13 protein-coding genes are annotated in these 16166 nt (G+C 29.3%); all 13 read right to left on the bottom strand.

What is annotated here, in order from left to right; translation table 4 throughout:
- Window positions 1–8: 8 nt before the first annotated feature.
- Complete coding sequence (mnmA, locus tag AAHM92_RS01795; protein ID WP_500222846.1) at window positions 9–1130, bottom strand: tRNA 2-thiouridine(34) synthase MnmA; 1122 nt, start codon at window positions 1128–1130, stop codon at window positions 9–11.
- A 1-nt stretch (window position 1131) separates the two neighbouring features.
- Window positions 1132–2541 carry a hypothetical protein gene (locus AAHM92_RS01790; RefSeq protein ID WP_500222844.1) on the bottom strand — a complete coding sequence of 470 codons (1410 nt, stop codon included), beginning with the start codon at window positions 2539–2541 and terminating at the stop codon, window positions 1132–1134.
- A gap of 194 nt (window positions 2542–2735) precedes the next feature.
- The gene (locus tag AAHM92_RS01785) at window positions 2736–3875 is read right to left on the bottom strand and encodes a DnaJ C-terminal domain-containing protein (protein ID WP_500222842.1); all 1140 of its coding nucleotides are present in this window, start codon (window positions 3873–3875) and stop codon (window positions 2736–2738) included.
- 56 nt (window positions 3876–3931) lie between these two features.
- Entirely contained in the window at window positions 3932–5710 is a 1779-nt protein-coding gene (gene dnaK, locus AAHM92_RS01780) for a molecular chaperone DnaK (protein WP_023789131.1), read from the bottom strand.
- Window positions 5711–5727: 17 nt separating this feature from the next.
- Window positions 5728–6303 (bottom strand): nucleotide exchange factor GrpE, encoded by a 576-nt coding sequence (locus tag AAHM92_RS01775; protein WP_023789130.1) that lies wholly within the window; start codon window positions 6301–6303, stop codon window positions 5728–5730.
- Window positions 6304–6307: 4 nt separating this feature from the next.
- A complete protein-coding gene (gene hrcA, locus AAHM92_RS01770) occupies window positions 6308–7327 on the bottom strand; it encodes a heat-inducible transcriptional repressor HrcA (RefSeq protein WP_023789129.1) in 1020 nt (339 codons plus the stop codon).
- A 58-nt stretch (window positions 7328–7385) separates the two neighbouring features.
- Window positions 7386–9533 carry an ATP-dependent Clp protease ATP-binding subunit gene (locus tag AAHM92_RS01765; RefSeq protein ID WP_023789128.1) on the bottom strand — a complete coding sequence of 716 codons (2148 nt, stop codon included), beginning with the start codon at window positions 9531–9533 and terminating at the stop codon, window positions 7386–7388.
- 221 nt (window positions 9534–9754) lie between these two features.
- Window positions 9755–11113: a M17 family metallopeptidase gene (locus tag AAHM92_RS01760; protein ID WP_500222839.1), complete on the bottom strand. Its 1359-nt coding sequence runs from the start codon at window positions 11111–11113 to the stop codon at window positions 9755–9757.
- 126 nt (window positions 11114–11239) lie between these two features.
- Window positions 11240–12052 carry a MurR/RpiR family transcriptional regulator gene (locus AAHM92_RS01755; protein ID WP_500222837.1) on the bottom strand — a complete coding sequence of 271 codons (813 nt, stop codon included), beginning with the start codon at window positions 12050–12052 and terminating at the stop codon, window positions 11240–11242.
- A 99-nt stretch (window positions 12053–12151) separates the two neighbouring features.
- Complete coding sequence (locus AAHM92_RS01750; RefSeq protein WP_500222835.1) at window positions 12152–12916, bottom strand: hypothetical protein; 765 nt, start codon at window positions 12914–12916, stop codon at window positions 12152–12154.
- Window positions 12917–12969: 53 nt separating this feature from the next.
- Complete coding sequence (locus tag AAHM92_RS01745; protein WP_500222834.1) at window positions 12970–13473, bottom strand: isochorismatase family protein; 504 nt, start codon at window positions 13471–13473, stop codon at window positions 12970–12972.
- Window positions 13473–14579: a radical SAM family heme chaperone HemW gene (hemW, locus tag AAHM92_RS01740; RefSeq protein ID WP_500222832.1), complete on the bottom strand. Its 1107-nt coding sequence runs from the start codon at window positions 14577–14579 to the stop codon at window positions 13473–13475. The genes AAHM92_RS01745 and hemW overlap by 1 nt, the downstream gene beginning before the upstream one ends.
- Complete coding sequence (locus AAHM92_RS01735; protein ID WP_500222831.1) at window positions 14564–16156, bottom strand: MSC_0882 family membrane protein; 1593 nt, start codon at window positions 16154–16156, stop codon at window positions 14564–14566. Before AAHM92_RS01735 ends, hemW begins: the two co-directional genes overlap by 16 nt.
- Window positions 16157–16166 lie beyond the last annotated feature (10 nt).

Below are 16166 nucleotides of genomic sequence, written 5' to 3'. Positions count from 1 at the left end.
TTTATTGTTTAACTTATAACTTTATCAATAACACCGCCACCAATACAAATATCGCCATAATATAAGACTGCTTCTTGCCCTTCAGTTACAGCGCGAACGTCATCTTCATAATCCAGTTTAATTTTTTTGTCATCCAAAATAGTAACAGTAACTGATATATCTGGTTGACGATACCTAAATTTAGCAGTGCAGTTGAAAGTTTTTTCTTCAAAATAATTTTTGTAATCAACAATAAAATTCATATCAGTTATAATACACTGTTTCGACTTTAAATATCCATCATCAGACAATTTTGAAACGTAAAGTATTTTATTATCTATATCCTTACCTGCAACGTAATACGGTTCTTTTTGACCACCTAAGTTTAATCCTTTTCTTTGACCAATCGTATAGTACATTACACCAATATGCTTACCTAAAACTCTTTTATCTTTTATATCAACGATGTCTCCAGGTTGGTTTGGAATATAGTTTTGTAAAAAACTTGTAAAATTTCGCTCTCCAATGAAACAAATACCTGTTGAGTCCCTTTTTTCAGCAGTGGGTAAATTATATTTCGATGCCAACTCTCTAATTTCTGATTTTTTGTAATTATACAAAGGAAATAATGTTGATTCTAACTGCTTTTGTGTTAGTTGACACAAAAAATATGACTGGTCTTTATTATTGTCTTTTCCGCGGAGTAATTCAAATTGACCGTAACTATTTTTTCTAACACCTGCATAATGACCCATTGCAATATAATCTGCTTCTAATTCTACTTGAGCATAATTGAGAAACTTATCAAATTTAATATATTTATTACACAGTATATCAGGATTTGGAGTTCGTCCTTTTTTATATTCATCGATGAAATACTCAAAAACATAATCTCAATATTCTTTAATAAAATCAACTCTGTGAATTTTGATTTTCAATTTATCAGCAACTGCCTTAGCATCATTATAATCTTGTTCTTGGGGACATATATCACCCTCAAATTTATTCCCTAGAACGTCGTTATTTAAGGTACTATCTCAGTTACGCATAAACAAACCTTCAACATCATATCCTTGTTCCAACAAAAGAGCGGCTGTGACACTCGAGTCAACTCCGCCACTAAGACCAACTATGACCTTTTTTTTCTTCATTTTATTTACCTTTAATTCCTTTAGCTAATTTTTTTCTTTCTTTTCTTGATAATTTATTATTGTTTTTAACACTTTCAAACCATTCTTCAAAGTCATCAAAACTTGGTTTGTCGAGAGTTGCTTTATTTATATTTTGAGCATCAACAACTAGCTTATTAACTAATTGAGTAGTTTCCCCAGTTTGGTCAAAAAATTCTTGTTTTTGTTTTTCTTTATTAGGGTTAGTGTCTTGAGATTCAACAGCTTTATTGAAATCATCTGTGCTAAATGAATTATCGTAATCTAGATTATTAACTACTGGTTTAGGTAGACCTTTTTTGAGCGCTAAAAAACTATTGACTAAATCCATTGTCATTGATTTCTTTTTATCATTTACTATATCAAAAAATTGATCGATTTCAGTTGTTGTTGCTTTATCTCTTAAAGCTTTTTTGAAGCTTTCTTTTCTTAATTGTTTTTCCAAAAGTCTTTGTTTTTTTAATTCTATATCTTGGTTATGCTTTTGTTCTAACATAGCTTGTTTACGACGTTTTTCTTCGAAGTCCCTCAAACGTTGTTGTTCTAAAAGTTCTTCTTTTTTTCTTAATAATGCTTCTTTTTGTCTCTGTATTTGTTCTTTTTTTTCTTGTCTTTGTAGCAACTCCTGATTTTTATTAAGTAACTCTTTTTGTTTATTTATTATTTCTTGTTGATGCCTTATTGCTTCAATCATTTGAACTTCAGCTTCTTTGAGTTTACGTGCCTCTTCAAAAACACCCATTGCTTCTCTTTCAAGTGTTTCTTTATCTTCTATTCTTGAGAAACCTTTTGTTTCCTTTTTATTTCTATGTATATGTTTGTTGGCAAATGTACTGTCATTACTTTTTGAGCGAGGTAAATATAATTCTTCATTATTAAGATGATTTTCCAGACTCTGGTTTTTATTTAACTCTCTGTTTTCATATTTATCATATTCTCTAGAAGTAAGATTATAATTTTTATCAATACTTTCTTGATTTAAGTTAACATTTAATTTTTCAAGTAACTCTTCTTTTTGCAACTGCTCTTTTTGGTAACTTAGTTCTCTTAATTTTAATATTTCATTAGGTAGGTTAGATGGTCTACTATTGATACTTCGATCTAAAATATTAAGTGACTCAAATGTTCTGTCTTCAATATCATCTTTATTAAAATAAATGCTATTAGATTTATTTTTCTTCAAAAAATGTGAGTTTGCATTTTGCACTAATGATATTTTAGGCTCTGCCTTTTTTTTCTTTAAAGCAATTGTTTTATCAAAATCTAAGGAGATAGAAATACTGTCAGAGTTATCGTATCAAACATCTTCGACTGGATTAAAATTTTTTTTATTTGCGTTATCGTCATTGATTTCATTACGTTTGATTTGTAATACTTTTATTTTATCTGCCATAGTTTTTGTCTCCTTTTATTATTATACAATACATATTTATATTTTAGTCCATTAGTAAATAGGATAAACTTTAGTAATTTTACTTAAAAATATTGAGTGATTTAAAAAACCACTCTATAAATAAAATAAATTAATATTGCCAAATAAATGTTTGTTAAGAGAGTTAAAAAAATATATCCGTTATGGATATATTTTTAATTTTTGATATTATTGGAAGACTTGAACTGAGATATTTTTTGGATATCTTCTAAAAGTTCTTTTTCTTCTTTAGAAACTTCTTTTGGTATAACAATGTTGATTTCTAAAATCAAATTACCACGACTTGATGATTTAACACCTTTGAATAACCCGTGATTTTTCAAAATTAGTGTATCAAAGTTTTTTGATCCTTTTGCTATTTTCACATCCAATTGGCCATCTAAACTATCAACTTTTATAGTATTGCCAAGTAAAGCATCCAAATATGAAACGTTTAGTTTTGCTTTAATATCATAATTATTAACTATTTTTATATCACCTGTTACAGATAAATCTATATTAGCGTAAAGATGACCTTTTTCTCCACCCTCAACACTATAATTTCCAACATTTCTTAAAACAATTTGTTGACCCGGAGTTAAACCTTTAGGTATAGGTAACTTGATTTTTTCGCGTTTTAAGCGAGCTCCCTCTCCCTTACAACTCTTACATGGGTTTTTAATTGATTTCCCTTTTCCTTTACACTTAGGACAAGTTTGTTGTGTTTGAAATTTAGCTATACCCATGTCTTGCAGGATTGTGACCACTCCGTGACCATTACATACCTCACAAGTGATAATATCGCTTGATGATTGGGCCCCAACACCATTACATTCATCACATTTACATACAAGTTGTAATTCTACTTCTTTGTCTACACCAAATAACAACTCGTTTAATGTTAAAGTCAAATCAACAACTACATCTTGACCACGTGCTTTTTTAGAACTGCGTGAGCTAAATCCTGAACTGCGTGAGCCTCTACCAAAAATATTAGAGAAAATATCTGAAAAGAAGTCATTGCCACCACCCATATTTGAGAAGAAGTCACTAAATCCTGAGAAACCACCGCCAAATCCGGCACCCATTCCTTGAACTCCATCGTGACCAAACTGATCATATGTTTTTCTTTTTTGCTCATCAAGAAGCACTTCTGCTGCTTCTGTAGCTTCTTTAAATAACTCTTCGGCATTTTCTTCTTTACTTACATCTGGATGATATTTTTTAGCTAACTTTCGGTAAGCTTTTTTAATTTCATCTTCAGTAGCTGTTTTAGAAACCCCTAGAATTTCATAGTAATCTCTTTTTTTAGGCATATTGGGCCTCACTTCCTATCTTTAAAAAACAACTTTTGCGAAGTTGTTTTTTAAAACTATTTTTTATCTTCTTTATTTTCATCTACTGACTTTGTTTCTTCAGTTGTTTGTTGAGCTTGAGCGGCTGCCATTTCAGAAGCCATTTTCATAGCTTGCTCTAATTCATTCATTTTTTTCTCTAAGCCATCGTAATCTTCTTTTGCAATAAGTTCTCTAATTGATTTAGAAAGTTCTTCAGATTGTTTTTTCTGATCTTCTGGCATATCTTTTGTTGAATCTTCGATTATGTTTAAATAACTTTCTGCTTTGTTTTTTAACTCGATATTTTTACGTTTTTTGCTATCTGATTCAGCATTTTCTTCAGCTTCTTTAACCATTCTTTCAATTTCAGCCTCACTTAGACTTCCAGAGTTTGAAATTGTAATTGTTTTTTCTTCATTTGTATCTTTATCTTTTGCAGTTACCGAAACAATTCCGTTAACGTCAATTTTAAATGTTACTTCTATTTGAGGTACACCCTTTGGAGCAGGTTTAATTCCAGTTAATTGGAACTGTCCAAGAGATTTATTATCTGCAGCCATAGGTCTTTCACCTTGTAAAACGTTAATGTCTACTGCTGGTTGATTATCAGCTGCTGTTGAGAAAACTTGTGATTTTTCTGTTGGGATAGTTGTGTTTCTTTGAATTAAAGGAGTCATTACACCACCCATAGTTTCAATTCCTAAAGTTAAAGGGGTTACGTCTAATAGTAAAACATCAGTTACGTCTCCAGCCAATACTCCACCTTGGATTGCAGCTCCCATAGCAACAACTTCATCAGGGTTAATTGTTCTGTTTGGTTCTTTTCCTAATAATGATTTAACCAAAGTTTGAACAGCTGGTATTCTGGTTGAACCACCAACCAATAAAACTTGATCGATATCAATTGATTTTAGTTTTGCTTCTTTTAAAGCATCTTCAACAGGTTTTCTAGTTCTTTCAACTAAATCTTTAGTCATTTTTTCAAATTCACTACGTGAAAGTTTTGTACTAAAGTTAACTGGTCCATTTTCATTCATTGCTATAAATGGCAAGTTAATTTCTGTTTCTAACTGACTTGATAAGTTAATTTTTGCTTTTTCAGCTTCGTCTTTAAATCTTTGTAATGCCATTTTGTCATTAGAAAGATCAATTCCTGATTCTTTTTTAATTCCTTGACCAATTCAGTCCATGATTTTTTTATCAAAATCATCTCCACCAAGATCATTATCTCCTGATGTTGATAGTACATCATAAGTTCCATCTGCTAACTCTAGAATTGAAACGTCAAATGTTCCTCCTCCTAAGTCATAAACTAAAACTTTCATTTCTTTATCTTTTTTGTCGATACCATAAGCAAGTGCTGCTGCTGTTGGTTCATTTATAATTCTTTCAACTTCTAAACCTGCAATTTTACCTGCATCTTTAGTAGCTTTACGTTGTGCATCATTAAAGTACGCTGGTACTGTAATAACGGCTTTATTAACCTTTGTCCCTAGTTTATCTTCTGCATATTTTTTTATGTATCTTAATATTTCAGCTGATATTTGTTCAGGTGTATATTCTTTACCTTCTAATTTAACTTTTTTAGAAGTTCCCATGTCACGTTTAATTGATATCGCTGTATTTGGGTTTGTAACCGCTTGTCTTTTAGCTGCTCCACCAACTATAATGTCACTATTTTTAAATGCAACAACTGAAGCAGTAGTTCTTTGTCCTTCAGGGTTTTCCAATACTATTGGTTGTCCCCCCTCCATAATTGCAACAACAGAGTTTGTTGTTCCTAAATCGATTCCTATAATTTTTTCTTTTGCCATATTTTTATACCTTCCTTCTATTTTGCTACTTTAACAGCAGCATGTTTGATAACTCTATCATGTAATTTGTATCCATTTGATACCACTATTGCTATTTTTCCGCTTTCAACCTTGTCTGTTTCAACCTGTTCTATTGCAGAGTGAATTTCAGGATTTAAATCGTCACCAACATTTACTGTAATCATTGATACACCTGCATTCGCTAATGCTTGATCCATTTGATTTATAATCATTTCAAATCCCATCAAGTAATTTTTAATTTCAGGATTATCAGGAGTTGATTTCAAAACACTTCTAAACATATCGATAGCAGGAATAATTTCTGTGGCTATTTTTTCACCACCATATTTTCTTACTAGTATGCTTTCATTTTGAAATCTTTTAACCGTATTTTGATTGTCTGCAATTGCCATTAATCTAGATTCCTCTAGCTTTTCAACTTTATCGATTAAGTTTGCAAACTCTAACTCAAGTTTATCTAAGTTAGAAAGTTCTTTTTCCTTTTCATCCTTTTCCTTGACAGGCTCAACTTTAAATTCTTTTTTTATTTTTTTAAATAAATCCAAAACGTTCTTTTGTTCGTTTTTGTCCATCGTATTATTCTCCTTCTTTGAATTTGTCTTCTATTTTTTTGCTAATCCATTCTAAAAGATCAGAAACTTTATCATATTGAATCCTTTTAGGTCCAATTAAAGCCAGAGTACCTTTTCCCCCACCTTCTGTGGGGAAGTTAGTACCAACAACTGCTATATCATCGTTTCCTAGACCCGTCTCAAAACCAATTGCTACTGATGCCTTGTTGGCATTTTTATTTTGAGAATTAAACCATGCAAATGGCGAAGTACTCTCTATAAACTCTATAATTTTTTTTATTTTTATTGGGTCATTGAATTCAGGATTCTCAAGTAAATACTTAACACCGCTTGTTTTAGATTGTGAAGTACCTGTATGTAAAAGTGCATTGATAAAAGTTTGGAGAATGAATTCATACTTTTTAACCTGTTGTTTTAAAACTGGAATGATAGCTTTTGATTTAAATTCTATCTCTGAGATTTTTGAGTTAACAAGTCTTTCATTAAAAAGATCAATTGATATTTTTAACTCTTTCAAAGTTACTTTATCTAAGTTAACAATCTTATTTTCGATTTGACCATTTGACAAAACGAAGACTACTATTGAACTAGAACCAGACAATGGTACTAATTCTACTTTAGATAATACAACTTCTGTTGTGTTTCTAGATGTTGCTACAACAGTTGCTAACTTTGTCATTTCACTTAATATCAATGAAGTTTTTTCTAGAACTTGATCAATAGTAGAACCTCTTGTTTTAAAAATATTTTCAATTTGAAGTTTTACTTCTTCCATATCATTCGACTTCATGAGGTGATCAACATAATATCTATAACCCTTTGTAGAAGGAACTCTACCAGAAGAAGTGTGTGCTTTTTCTAAGTAACCTTGTTCTTCCAGAAATGCCGATTCATTTCTAATTGTTGCAGAAGATATGTTAATTGATAGTACTTCTTGAATTCTTTTTGATCCAACAGGAGAAGCTGATTTAATATATTCTTCGATAATGGATTGTAGAATTTGTTCTTGTCTTTCAGTTAACATATTAACCTCCTTAACAATTCTCTTTAAGTTTATCAATAGCACTCTAAATATTCAAGTGCTAATTTAATTTATTTGATGTAGAGATAACAAATCTACCATCTTGTACATCTATAACATAGTTTCTTTTTGGTTGTATGTCATTTGATACAATTGCTCTTGCTATTACTGTCTCGATATTCTTTTCTATGTATCTCTTAAGTGGTCTAGCACCATATTCTCTAATATAACCTTCATCAGCGATTTTTTTGATAGATTCCTCAGTGAAGTTTATTATATATTCATTATTTTCATAAACTCTATCTTTGAGTTCACTTAAAGTTTTTTCTATAATTTCTCTGATGATGTCTTTTGATAATGGATTAAATCTTATTACATTATCAATTCTATTTAAAAATTCTGGTCTAAAGAATTTTCTTAATTCTCCTTCAATGACTTTTTCATCTACTAGTTCGTTTTCTGTTGACATAAGATATTCTGAACCAATATTTGAAGTCATAATTATTATTGTATTTTTAAAATCAATAGTTTTACCTAGTGAGTCAGTTATACGCCCATCATCTAAAACTTGTAGTAATACATTAAATACATCGGGGTGTGCCTTTTCAACTTCATCAAATAATACTATTGAATAAGGTGTTCGTCTAACAGCTTCTGTTAATCTACCACCCTCTTCGTACCCAACATATCCTGGTGGAGAACCAATCAATTTAGAAACAGATTGTTTTTCCATATATTCACTCATATCGAGTCTTATCATTTTTTTCTCACTACCAAATAACAACTTAGCTAAGCTTCTAGCCACTTCGGTTTTTCCAACACCAGTAGGTCCTAAAAACAAGAAACTTCCTATAGGCTTACTTGGATCTTTAATCCCACTTCTACTTCTTAATATTGCATCTGCAACAGCTTCTATTGCTTGATTTTGTCCTTTTACCATTTTTCTTAAACTTGTAGGCAAGCCTAATAGTTTTTCTTTTTCAGATTCCATTAGATTTTCAGTAGCTATTCCAGTTCACTTAGCAATAATAGATGCTATTTCTTTTTCTGTTACTTCCTCAGAAAGTAACTTGCTTTCATCTTCAACAATAGCTTGTTTCAATTGTTTCTCAATCACAGGTAAAAGTGAATATTGAATTTCACCAGCTCTTTGGTACTTACCTTCTGATTGAGCTTGTTCAAGTTCTAATTTAAGTTGACCCATTGTTGAGCGTAGCTGATTAATTTTTTCATGAGCTTTCTTTTCTTCTTCTCATTTATCATTTAATAATTTTTGTTTTTCTTTTAAAGCAAATAATTCTTTTTCGTTAATAGCTGCTCTTTCAAGAGACTTTTCATCAGTCTCTTTAGATAATGCAGCTCTTTCTATTTCTAATTGAACTACTCGTCTATTTATTTGATAAAGTTCAGTTGGAACAGACGCAAGTTCTGTTTTGATTGTTGCGCTAGCTTCATCGACTAAATCGATTGCTTTGTCTGGTAAAAATCTATCTGAGATATATCTATTACTCAATTGAGCAGCTGCTACTAAGGCGTTATCGTGAATACGTACACCATGATAAGTTTCAAACTTCTCTTTTAATCCTCTTAATATTGAGATTGTTTCCTCCACTGTAGGTTCTGAAACATACACTTTTTGAAACCTTCTCTCAAGAGCTGCATCTTTTTCTATATATTCTCGGTATTCTTTAAGCGTTGTTGCTCCAATGGCTTTTAATCCACCTCTGGCAAGTGATGGTTTAAGAAGGTTAGAGACATCCATTCCACCGCCTCCACCAGTTTTACCTGCACCAACTATAAGATGTAATTCATCAATAAATAGTATGATTTCACCATTTTCTTTTTGAATGGCATTCACAATTCCTTTAATTCTTGCTTCATAGTCACCAAGGAAGCTTGCACCAGCCATAACACTACCCATATCTAATTCTAGAATACGTTTATTTTTAAGTACACTTGGAACATCTCCTTTATTAATTCTTTGAGCAAGCCCCTCTGCAATAGCTGTTTTACCTACACCAGGCTCACCTATTAAAACTGGGTTATTTTTTGTTTTTCTACTTAATATTCTGATGACTCTCATTATTTCATCATCTCTACCTATAATAGGGTCAATTTTTCCTTCTTTCGCGTCCTTTGTCAAATCCCTAGTATATTTACTTAGTATTTCAGGATCATTTAAAGGGTCTGGTCTTTGTGTAAAATCCATAATCTATTCCTCCTGATTAGCACTCTTATAGTGATATTGCTAATCATTAATATATTGACATTTTGTTTTAGCATTGTCAACAATTAAGTGCTAATTTTTTTTTTTTTTTTCGCCAATCTAACTAGAATAATAAGAAAACTAGCCAGATATTCTTGCAAAATCACAAAAAAAGGCTTATGCCTTCTTGTTTTTTTCAATAACTTATAGATGATATTGATATATTAATCAAAATTAGGGTTAATATTCAAAGAATCATTGTAAAAGGTATTAATTAATCCTCTAACTGAGCTTCCGGTTGCTCTATTTTCTAAAGAATGAGTTCCTGAAATATCTAAATGTATAAAGATAACATTCTTTGGAACAAACTCATTTAAAAAAGCCGCTATAATAGATGGATTATTACTATCTATATTTTTTGGACTACTTGTATAGTCTGCTAGAACAGAATTTTTAATTGAGTTTTTAGTACTCCAATGAATTGGTAAAATCCATAAATCCTCACCAACTAAGTTGAAATACTTCTCATAAATTCTTGCTCTTTTAATATTATTAGTGAAACACCCTGTTATATGCTTTCCTAAAACGGTTTTCATAGAGCTTCCTAAAGTGGCGATTGTAATTATTTCCCTTGGCTTGTATTCGGTGCATGCAAACGAAATTAGATCAGCAAGCACTATTCTTCCTTTTAAATTATTATCTTCAATTTGAATAGTTTTTTTATTGTGTGCAATAACAATATCACCCGACTGTATAGAGTTTATGTTATTAATTTTCTGTAATATTGGAATCAAACAAACAATATTTAGTTTCAAAGATAATTTACTACAAGCATCGATTACAGCAAATGCATTAGTAGCACCACTTTTATCTAACCTTAATATAAAGTCGTCAATATTATATATGTTTATAGATTCGTCACTAGAAGTAATTCCTTTGCCGATTATAACAATTTTTTCCTTAGAACAAGTGTCACCATTGTATTCAATTACAAGAACCCTAGATTCTTTGTTTATGGCTAATAAACTAGCCATTCCATAATCTAATAACTGTTTTTCATTATAGGTCCTTAATGAGAGATTTTTGTTTAAAATACAAAGTTTTTGGAGGGTTTTGTAAAAAATATCTGTATCTCCTTCTAAATTTAAAACACTGTCTGCTAAATTACAGGCTAAATTTTGAGCTTCATAGCAGACTTTTAAAAAATTAAAATAAACAAAGTTCTCTTCAGTAAAGTTGCTTTTATAAAATCAAAAGTTTTTAGGTTTATTCTTGTTTATGGTTTTCTTTGAATATCTTTTTCCATAATTCGAATAAACCAAATTAAATAGTACCGCAAAAGTAGAATTTAAATCTTTGTCTGCTATCAAATTAAAATCCAGCACAACATTAGAACTAATATCCATTACTAGATCATTAATAACATTATATTTTTCAGATAATGTTTTATTTTTTAAATAACTTAAATTGAAATAATTAAGATTATTCTTTTTATAAAAAACAAATTCCTTTAAATCCGCATCTTTTTGAAGAATAACTTTTTCTATATCTGATGGCAAATCTTTCACAATAAATATTTTCATAATTTTCTCCTTGACTCAAAAGTTGAGCAAAATGAGGATTGATTAGTTCCTTTAAAAAAATAAAGGTTGCTTAATCAAACCTGTCAAATTTAGTTCCTTTATTAATAATTGGTTTAAATAATATATTTAATCGTGCTTCTCAGGTAAGTGATTTAACAATGAGGCAAATACAAGATTCAAGATTTGAAATAATCCCTCACCTCTCAAACTATATAAATTTCAAAGCTGACTTTCATTAGATTCAAAAGTTAACATCATATCTATATTTGGATCTTCGAGTGAGTTTTTCTTTGTACCTATATGAAGTCATTTTGCATTGTTACTTTTGGCCAACTTACCAATAGAAAGAACAGATTTATTCAAGTTTGATAGAGAAATAGTAATAAACAGGTCATCTTCATTAGAAATATTCCCTAAGGAAATTAAAGTTCTGTAATCTTGTTCTAAAAAACAATTTAATCCAAGAGCAACCAATTTATTTTTAAAATCAATAGCTTGGTTGTAATTAATATTAGAAGCTGCTATGATTATTTTTTTCGCATTTTTAATAAGAATAGACGAAGCTTCAATTTTGTTTTCATAAATTAGTGACTTGATAGATTGTTTTTGAAATTTTAAAATTGAGAAATAAAAATCATAAAATTCATCTAAATCTTTTCTGTATAAATTACGGATTACTATTTCATGATTGGAATATATATAGTTATTATTTAAGTCGTTAACCACTTTTCTAAACTCTGCAAATCCTTGAAAGCCAAGGTTTCTGCAAAACCTAAAGATAGTGGCTTTGCTTTGACCAGTACCTTCAGATATTTCTTTTAAGTTTATTTTTTCACTGTTATCTAAATTTTCTAATAAATATTTAGCTATCGTTTTATTATGTTGATTCATATCAGGCATACTAATTTTAATAAGTTTAAATACACTTCTTAACTCCATCAAACCACTTCCTTGCAAACATATATTAACTAAATATAAAAAAAATACCTACTATTTTTTTAAAACTTAGAGTTTTTTCAATAGTAAGTATTTGTAAATTTATTTCAAATATGCTTTTTTTATATTTTTTCTAATGAATAAACAAATCATTTGCATAAAAGTAGAAAAAATAATCTTGTCCATCTTTTTTCTTTTTCTTGTTAAATTTTTTTCTTTCGTTAATAATTCTTTTTCCAATAGAAACATTTTTATTGGTAAATAAGAACCTTGATTGTTCATCAACCGCTCATTCGTATCTTCAAACGAATCAATCATTTTAATTTCTAGAAGATCCTTTAGTACTTGTTTTTCTTTTTCAATGAAAACAATTCCCATATCTTTCAATATATCAAAATCAAGTAATAGTAGTGCCATGTTTCAATCAAAATTATCTTTATTTTTTTTGTTATGCAAATTATGCCTTTCTTTTTTATCAATTGTTAATCAAAGATTAGGGTCATAGCGTATTTGATTAGTGAACAGTTTACAAGCTGCTTTTAATCTCACGAACTCTGCTATAAGGTCCAAACCTTCAAAATGCTTTTCAAATATGTTAACCGTTTGTTTTTTAATTATATAAAGTAAACCTTTTAATATGAAACTATTTTCAAAATCTTCGTTAATTGCTTTACTCACCTTTTTAAAACAAACATTCTTGATAGCGTCTAACAATAATAAATCATATTTTTTTTCTATCCTAGTTTGCGGTTCGTTTAAAAAATCAAGTGTTAGTGGTATTGGATTTGTCTTATTATTTGTTGTTAATAAATGTAAAAATATATAACTACTTGATAAATTTTCATACGTATTTATATTTTTCTCCATAATAAGCCCCCTATAATTACTATCGTGACTTTACAGATATGTTAACAATATTTTTATGGAATAAATTTGAAGTTTTTATCTAAGGGTTTACATAAGTTCTCATTAACTATTGAATTATATCCGAACTTTTTCGCATCTAAATATGTTTCTTTAACACAAACATCGAGCGCCAAACCACAAATTTCTATAAAGTTTACATTTCTTTCAATAAGTCAATCATTCAAAGTTGATTCAACATTTTCAGAAACATAAAAAGCGGAATAACTATCCGAGAAACGATCAGTCCCTTTTTTAATTATCAAGTCTGCATCACTAGCATCAACATAAAAGTTTGAACCATTTTGGCCAGCCAAACAATGCTTACCTCATAAATTAAAAGATACATGATTATTTGGATGGAAGTCACCTGAAAAAACAATGTAATCGTTGGAAGATTTGTAATCTGCTATTCTTTCTAAAATTCCATTTTTTAAAGTTTCACCACCATCAACATATAATTGTCCGTTAGGATCAGCGAAATCAAATTGATAATCTACTACAAGCAATACTTTTTTCATTATAAAAAATCTATTAATATCTCGTTTAAAATATTAAATCCTTTCGTTGTGCATCTTAATTTGTTATCTACAATTTCTAAAAGATTTTCTTTAATTTTCTTTTGAATTAAATCATAAAAATGTTTATAGGCATCAATGTTTTTGCTAACAGTAATATCAATGCCGTCAATCATTCTTAAACCCATCATTAAGATTTGAAAATAATAATCATCGGTGGTAAGTTTTTCATAGTTTTTGGAATACTTATCTACTTTCCCCTTGTTGGAAGTTAAATAATAATCACCATCAATTTGTTCAAAACCCGTAGCACCTACTCCAACACCAACAAAAAGGGAGTTGTTTCAATAGCTTGTATTGTGTTTAGAATATGCTCCATTTAATGCGTAATTAGAAATCTCATATCTTTTATAACCTAATTTAACTAAACCTTCATTAACAATATCGTCAAATAATTCATCATTATCTGGTAATTTAAGTTGTTTTTTTCCTCATGCTGAATCTTCTTTCATTATCAATGAATACCAAGATATATGTTCTGGTCTTAAAGATTTAATATAGTTTAAATCATTTTCAATATGTTTTTTTGTTTGATCAAATAAGTTGTACATCAAATCAATACTAATATTGTTAAAGCCAAAACTTCTTGCTAACTTAAACTTTTCTATCGCCATTTTATTATCGTGGATTCTACCTATTTTTTTTAATAACTTATTGTCAAATGTTTGAACTCCTATACTTAGACGATTTATATGATAGTTCTTATAAATCTCTAGTTTCGATTCTGTTAGGGATTCAGGGTTAATCTCAATAGTATATTCAAATTCAGTCTCTTTGACAAGTGGTTTTAATATCTCACATAACTTAATTGTTTGCTCCTCGTTTAAGCAACTTGGTGTTCCACCACCAATATAGATGGTTTTAATGAATTTTAGTTTCTTTCCATAACTATTTATTTCAGATTCTAATTTCTCTAAGTAATTAAAAATCGCCTTTCCCTCTTTTGGTTTAATAACCTTTACAAAATCACAAAAAAAGCAAATATGTTCACAAAATGGTATATGAACATATAAGCTTTCAATTTTTCTATTTTCTATTTTGCTGCTCATGGTTTAAGTGATAACCCTTTTTTCTTTCTAAATATCAGTCAAGGAATAACAATTACAAATAATATTAAAGCCATTGTAACACAAAATATAATTAAGCATCTTCTATTAGCTCTTTTTTTGATTTTAGTTATTTCTTGTTGTGGAATTATTTCATATCCATAATATGAAATAATATTATTCTTTCTAGATCTTGATGTGATTATATTCAAAATATGTGCAGATAGCATTACCAATAAAACAATTATATTAACAGTGATATCTGATGAAAATGATTTTGTAACTTTACCGATTTCCCAGAAAAAGAAATGTAATGGTTTATCACTATCATGCATAGCTTGGAAACCGTATAAAATACCCAAACTTATTGAACCACAAATATAAGTTGAGAATGCAATTCAATTAATATAAATACTTCTTGATAATAAAGAACGATAATTTCTAGTTATGAAATAAGGTACTTTTTCGATTCCATAAAGTAATCCCTGTTCATATTTCTTGACATTAGAATGAAGCAGAGTGTAATCAGATGTACTGATACCAAAAAAACATATCGATATGATAAGAAAAAAAATCGAAAAGAACGGATACATAACTTTTTCATAGTTAAATCCAAGTCATTTTGAGTCTTTTACACCAATTGTTTTGTAATAAATAGCTAACATAAATGATGTGACAATTATGCCAATAGTTCCTAATAAAAATAAAGCAAAGATTCGTAGCTTCTCACTTCTTATTTCACGGCCAATTGCCGCTGGTATGATGTTAGCTTTTTTCATTCTTGCTTTATAACTTAAATCATTGTACTGATTATAGTTATTTGAGGGTTGCATGTTATTGTTATAATTTTGATTATATCCGTATTGATTATTTTGGTTATAAAATTGTCTATTATTTGTGAATTCTTTATAACCATAATTCATATTATTGGCTGCATAATGTTGACTATCGTATCTTATTTGTTCAGGAAAATTAGGTTGAAATTGGGGTTGAGCACCATAAATTAAATTAGGTTGTAATTGATTATGGTAGATATCATCTTGAACATATCTATTTTGATAAGGTACATTTTGAGCATAATTATTTGGATTGTAATCATTTTTTTGTAAAGTGCTTGCTTCATTATTATAAAAGTTATAGTTTTCTTCAACTGGTCTTGGTGGTATTTGACCTCCATAAACATCTTGTCTTGGTTGGTAGTAGTTATAAGGTTCGTAGTTTAGATTCTGTATATTAGCATTTTGGTAGTTGCTTGGAGGTGTCATTTGGTTGACATTTGCATATTGTTGCGATGCATTGAACTGTTTATTATATGTGTCAACTTCTTTTTCTCTCAAAGTGTTATTTCTTGGTAAATAATAACCATCGGTCATATTTTTTTGATTTACAAGGCCGTTTTGGTAATTAGCAAGTTCATTATTAAAAGTGCTATTAAACTGAGGCGTTGAGTTATTAATTTGTTGAATGTTTTGATTAAATCCATATCCATTATTTGAATTAACGTCAAAAGCACCAACATTATTATGTTGGTTCTTACTTTCTTTGTCTACAGTAGATTTAAAAACATTGAATAAACTCATAAAAAACCCC

It is taken from the genome of Spiroplasma endosymbiont of Melanargia galathea (assembly GCF_964031075.1).
GTDB lineage: Bacteria > Bacillota_I > Bacilli_A > Mycoplasmatales > Mycoplasmataceae > Spiroplasma_A > Spiroplasma_A apis.
Note: the sequence above shows the minus strand (reverse complement) of the source record. Positions and strands in the feature narration are given on the sequence as shown.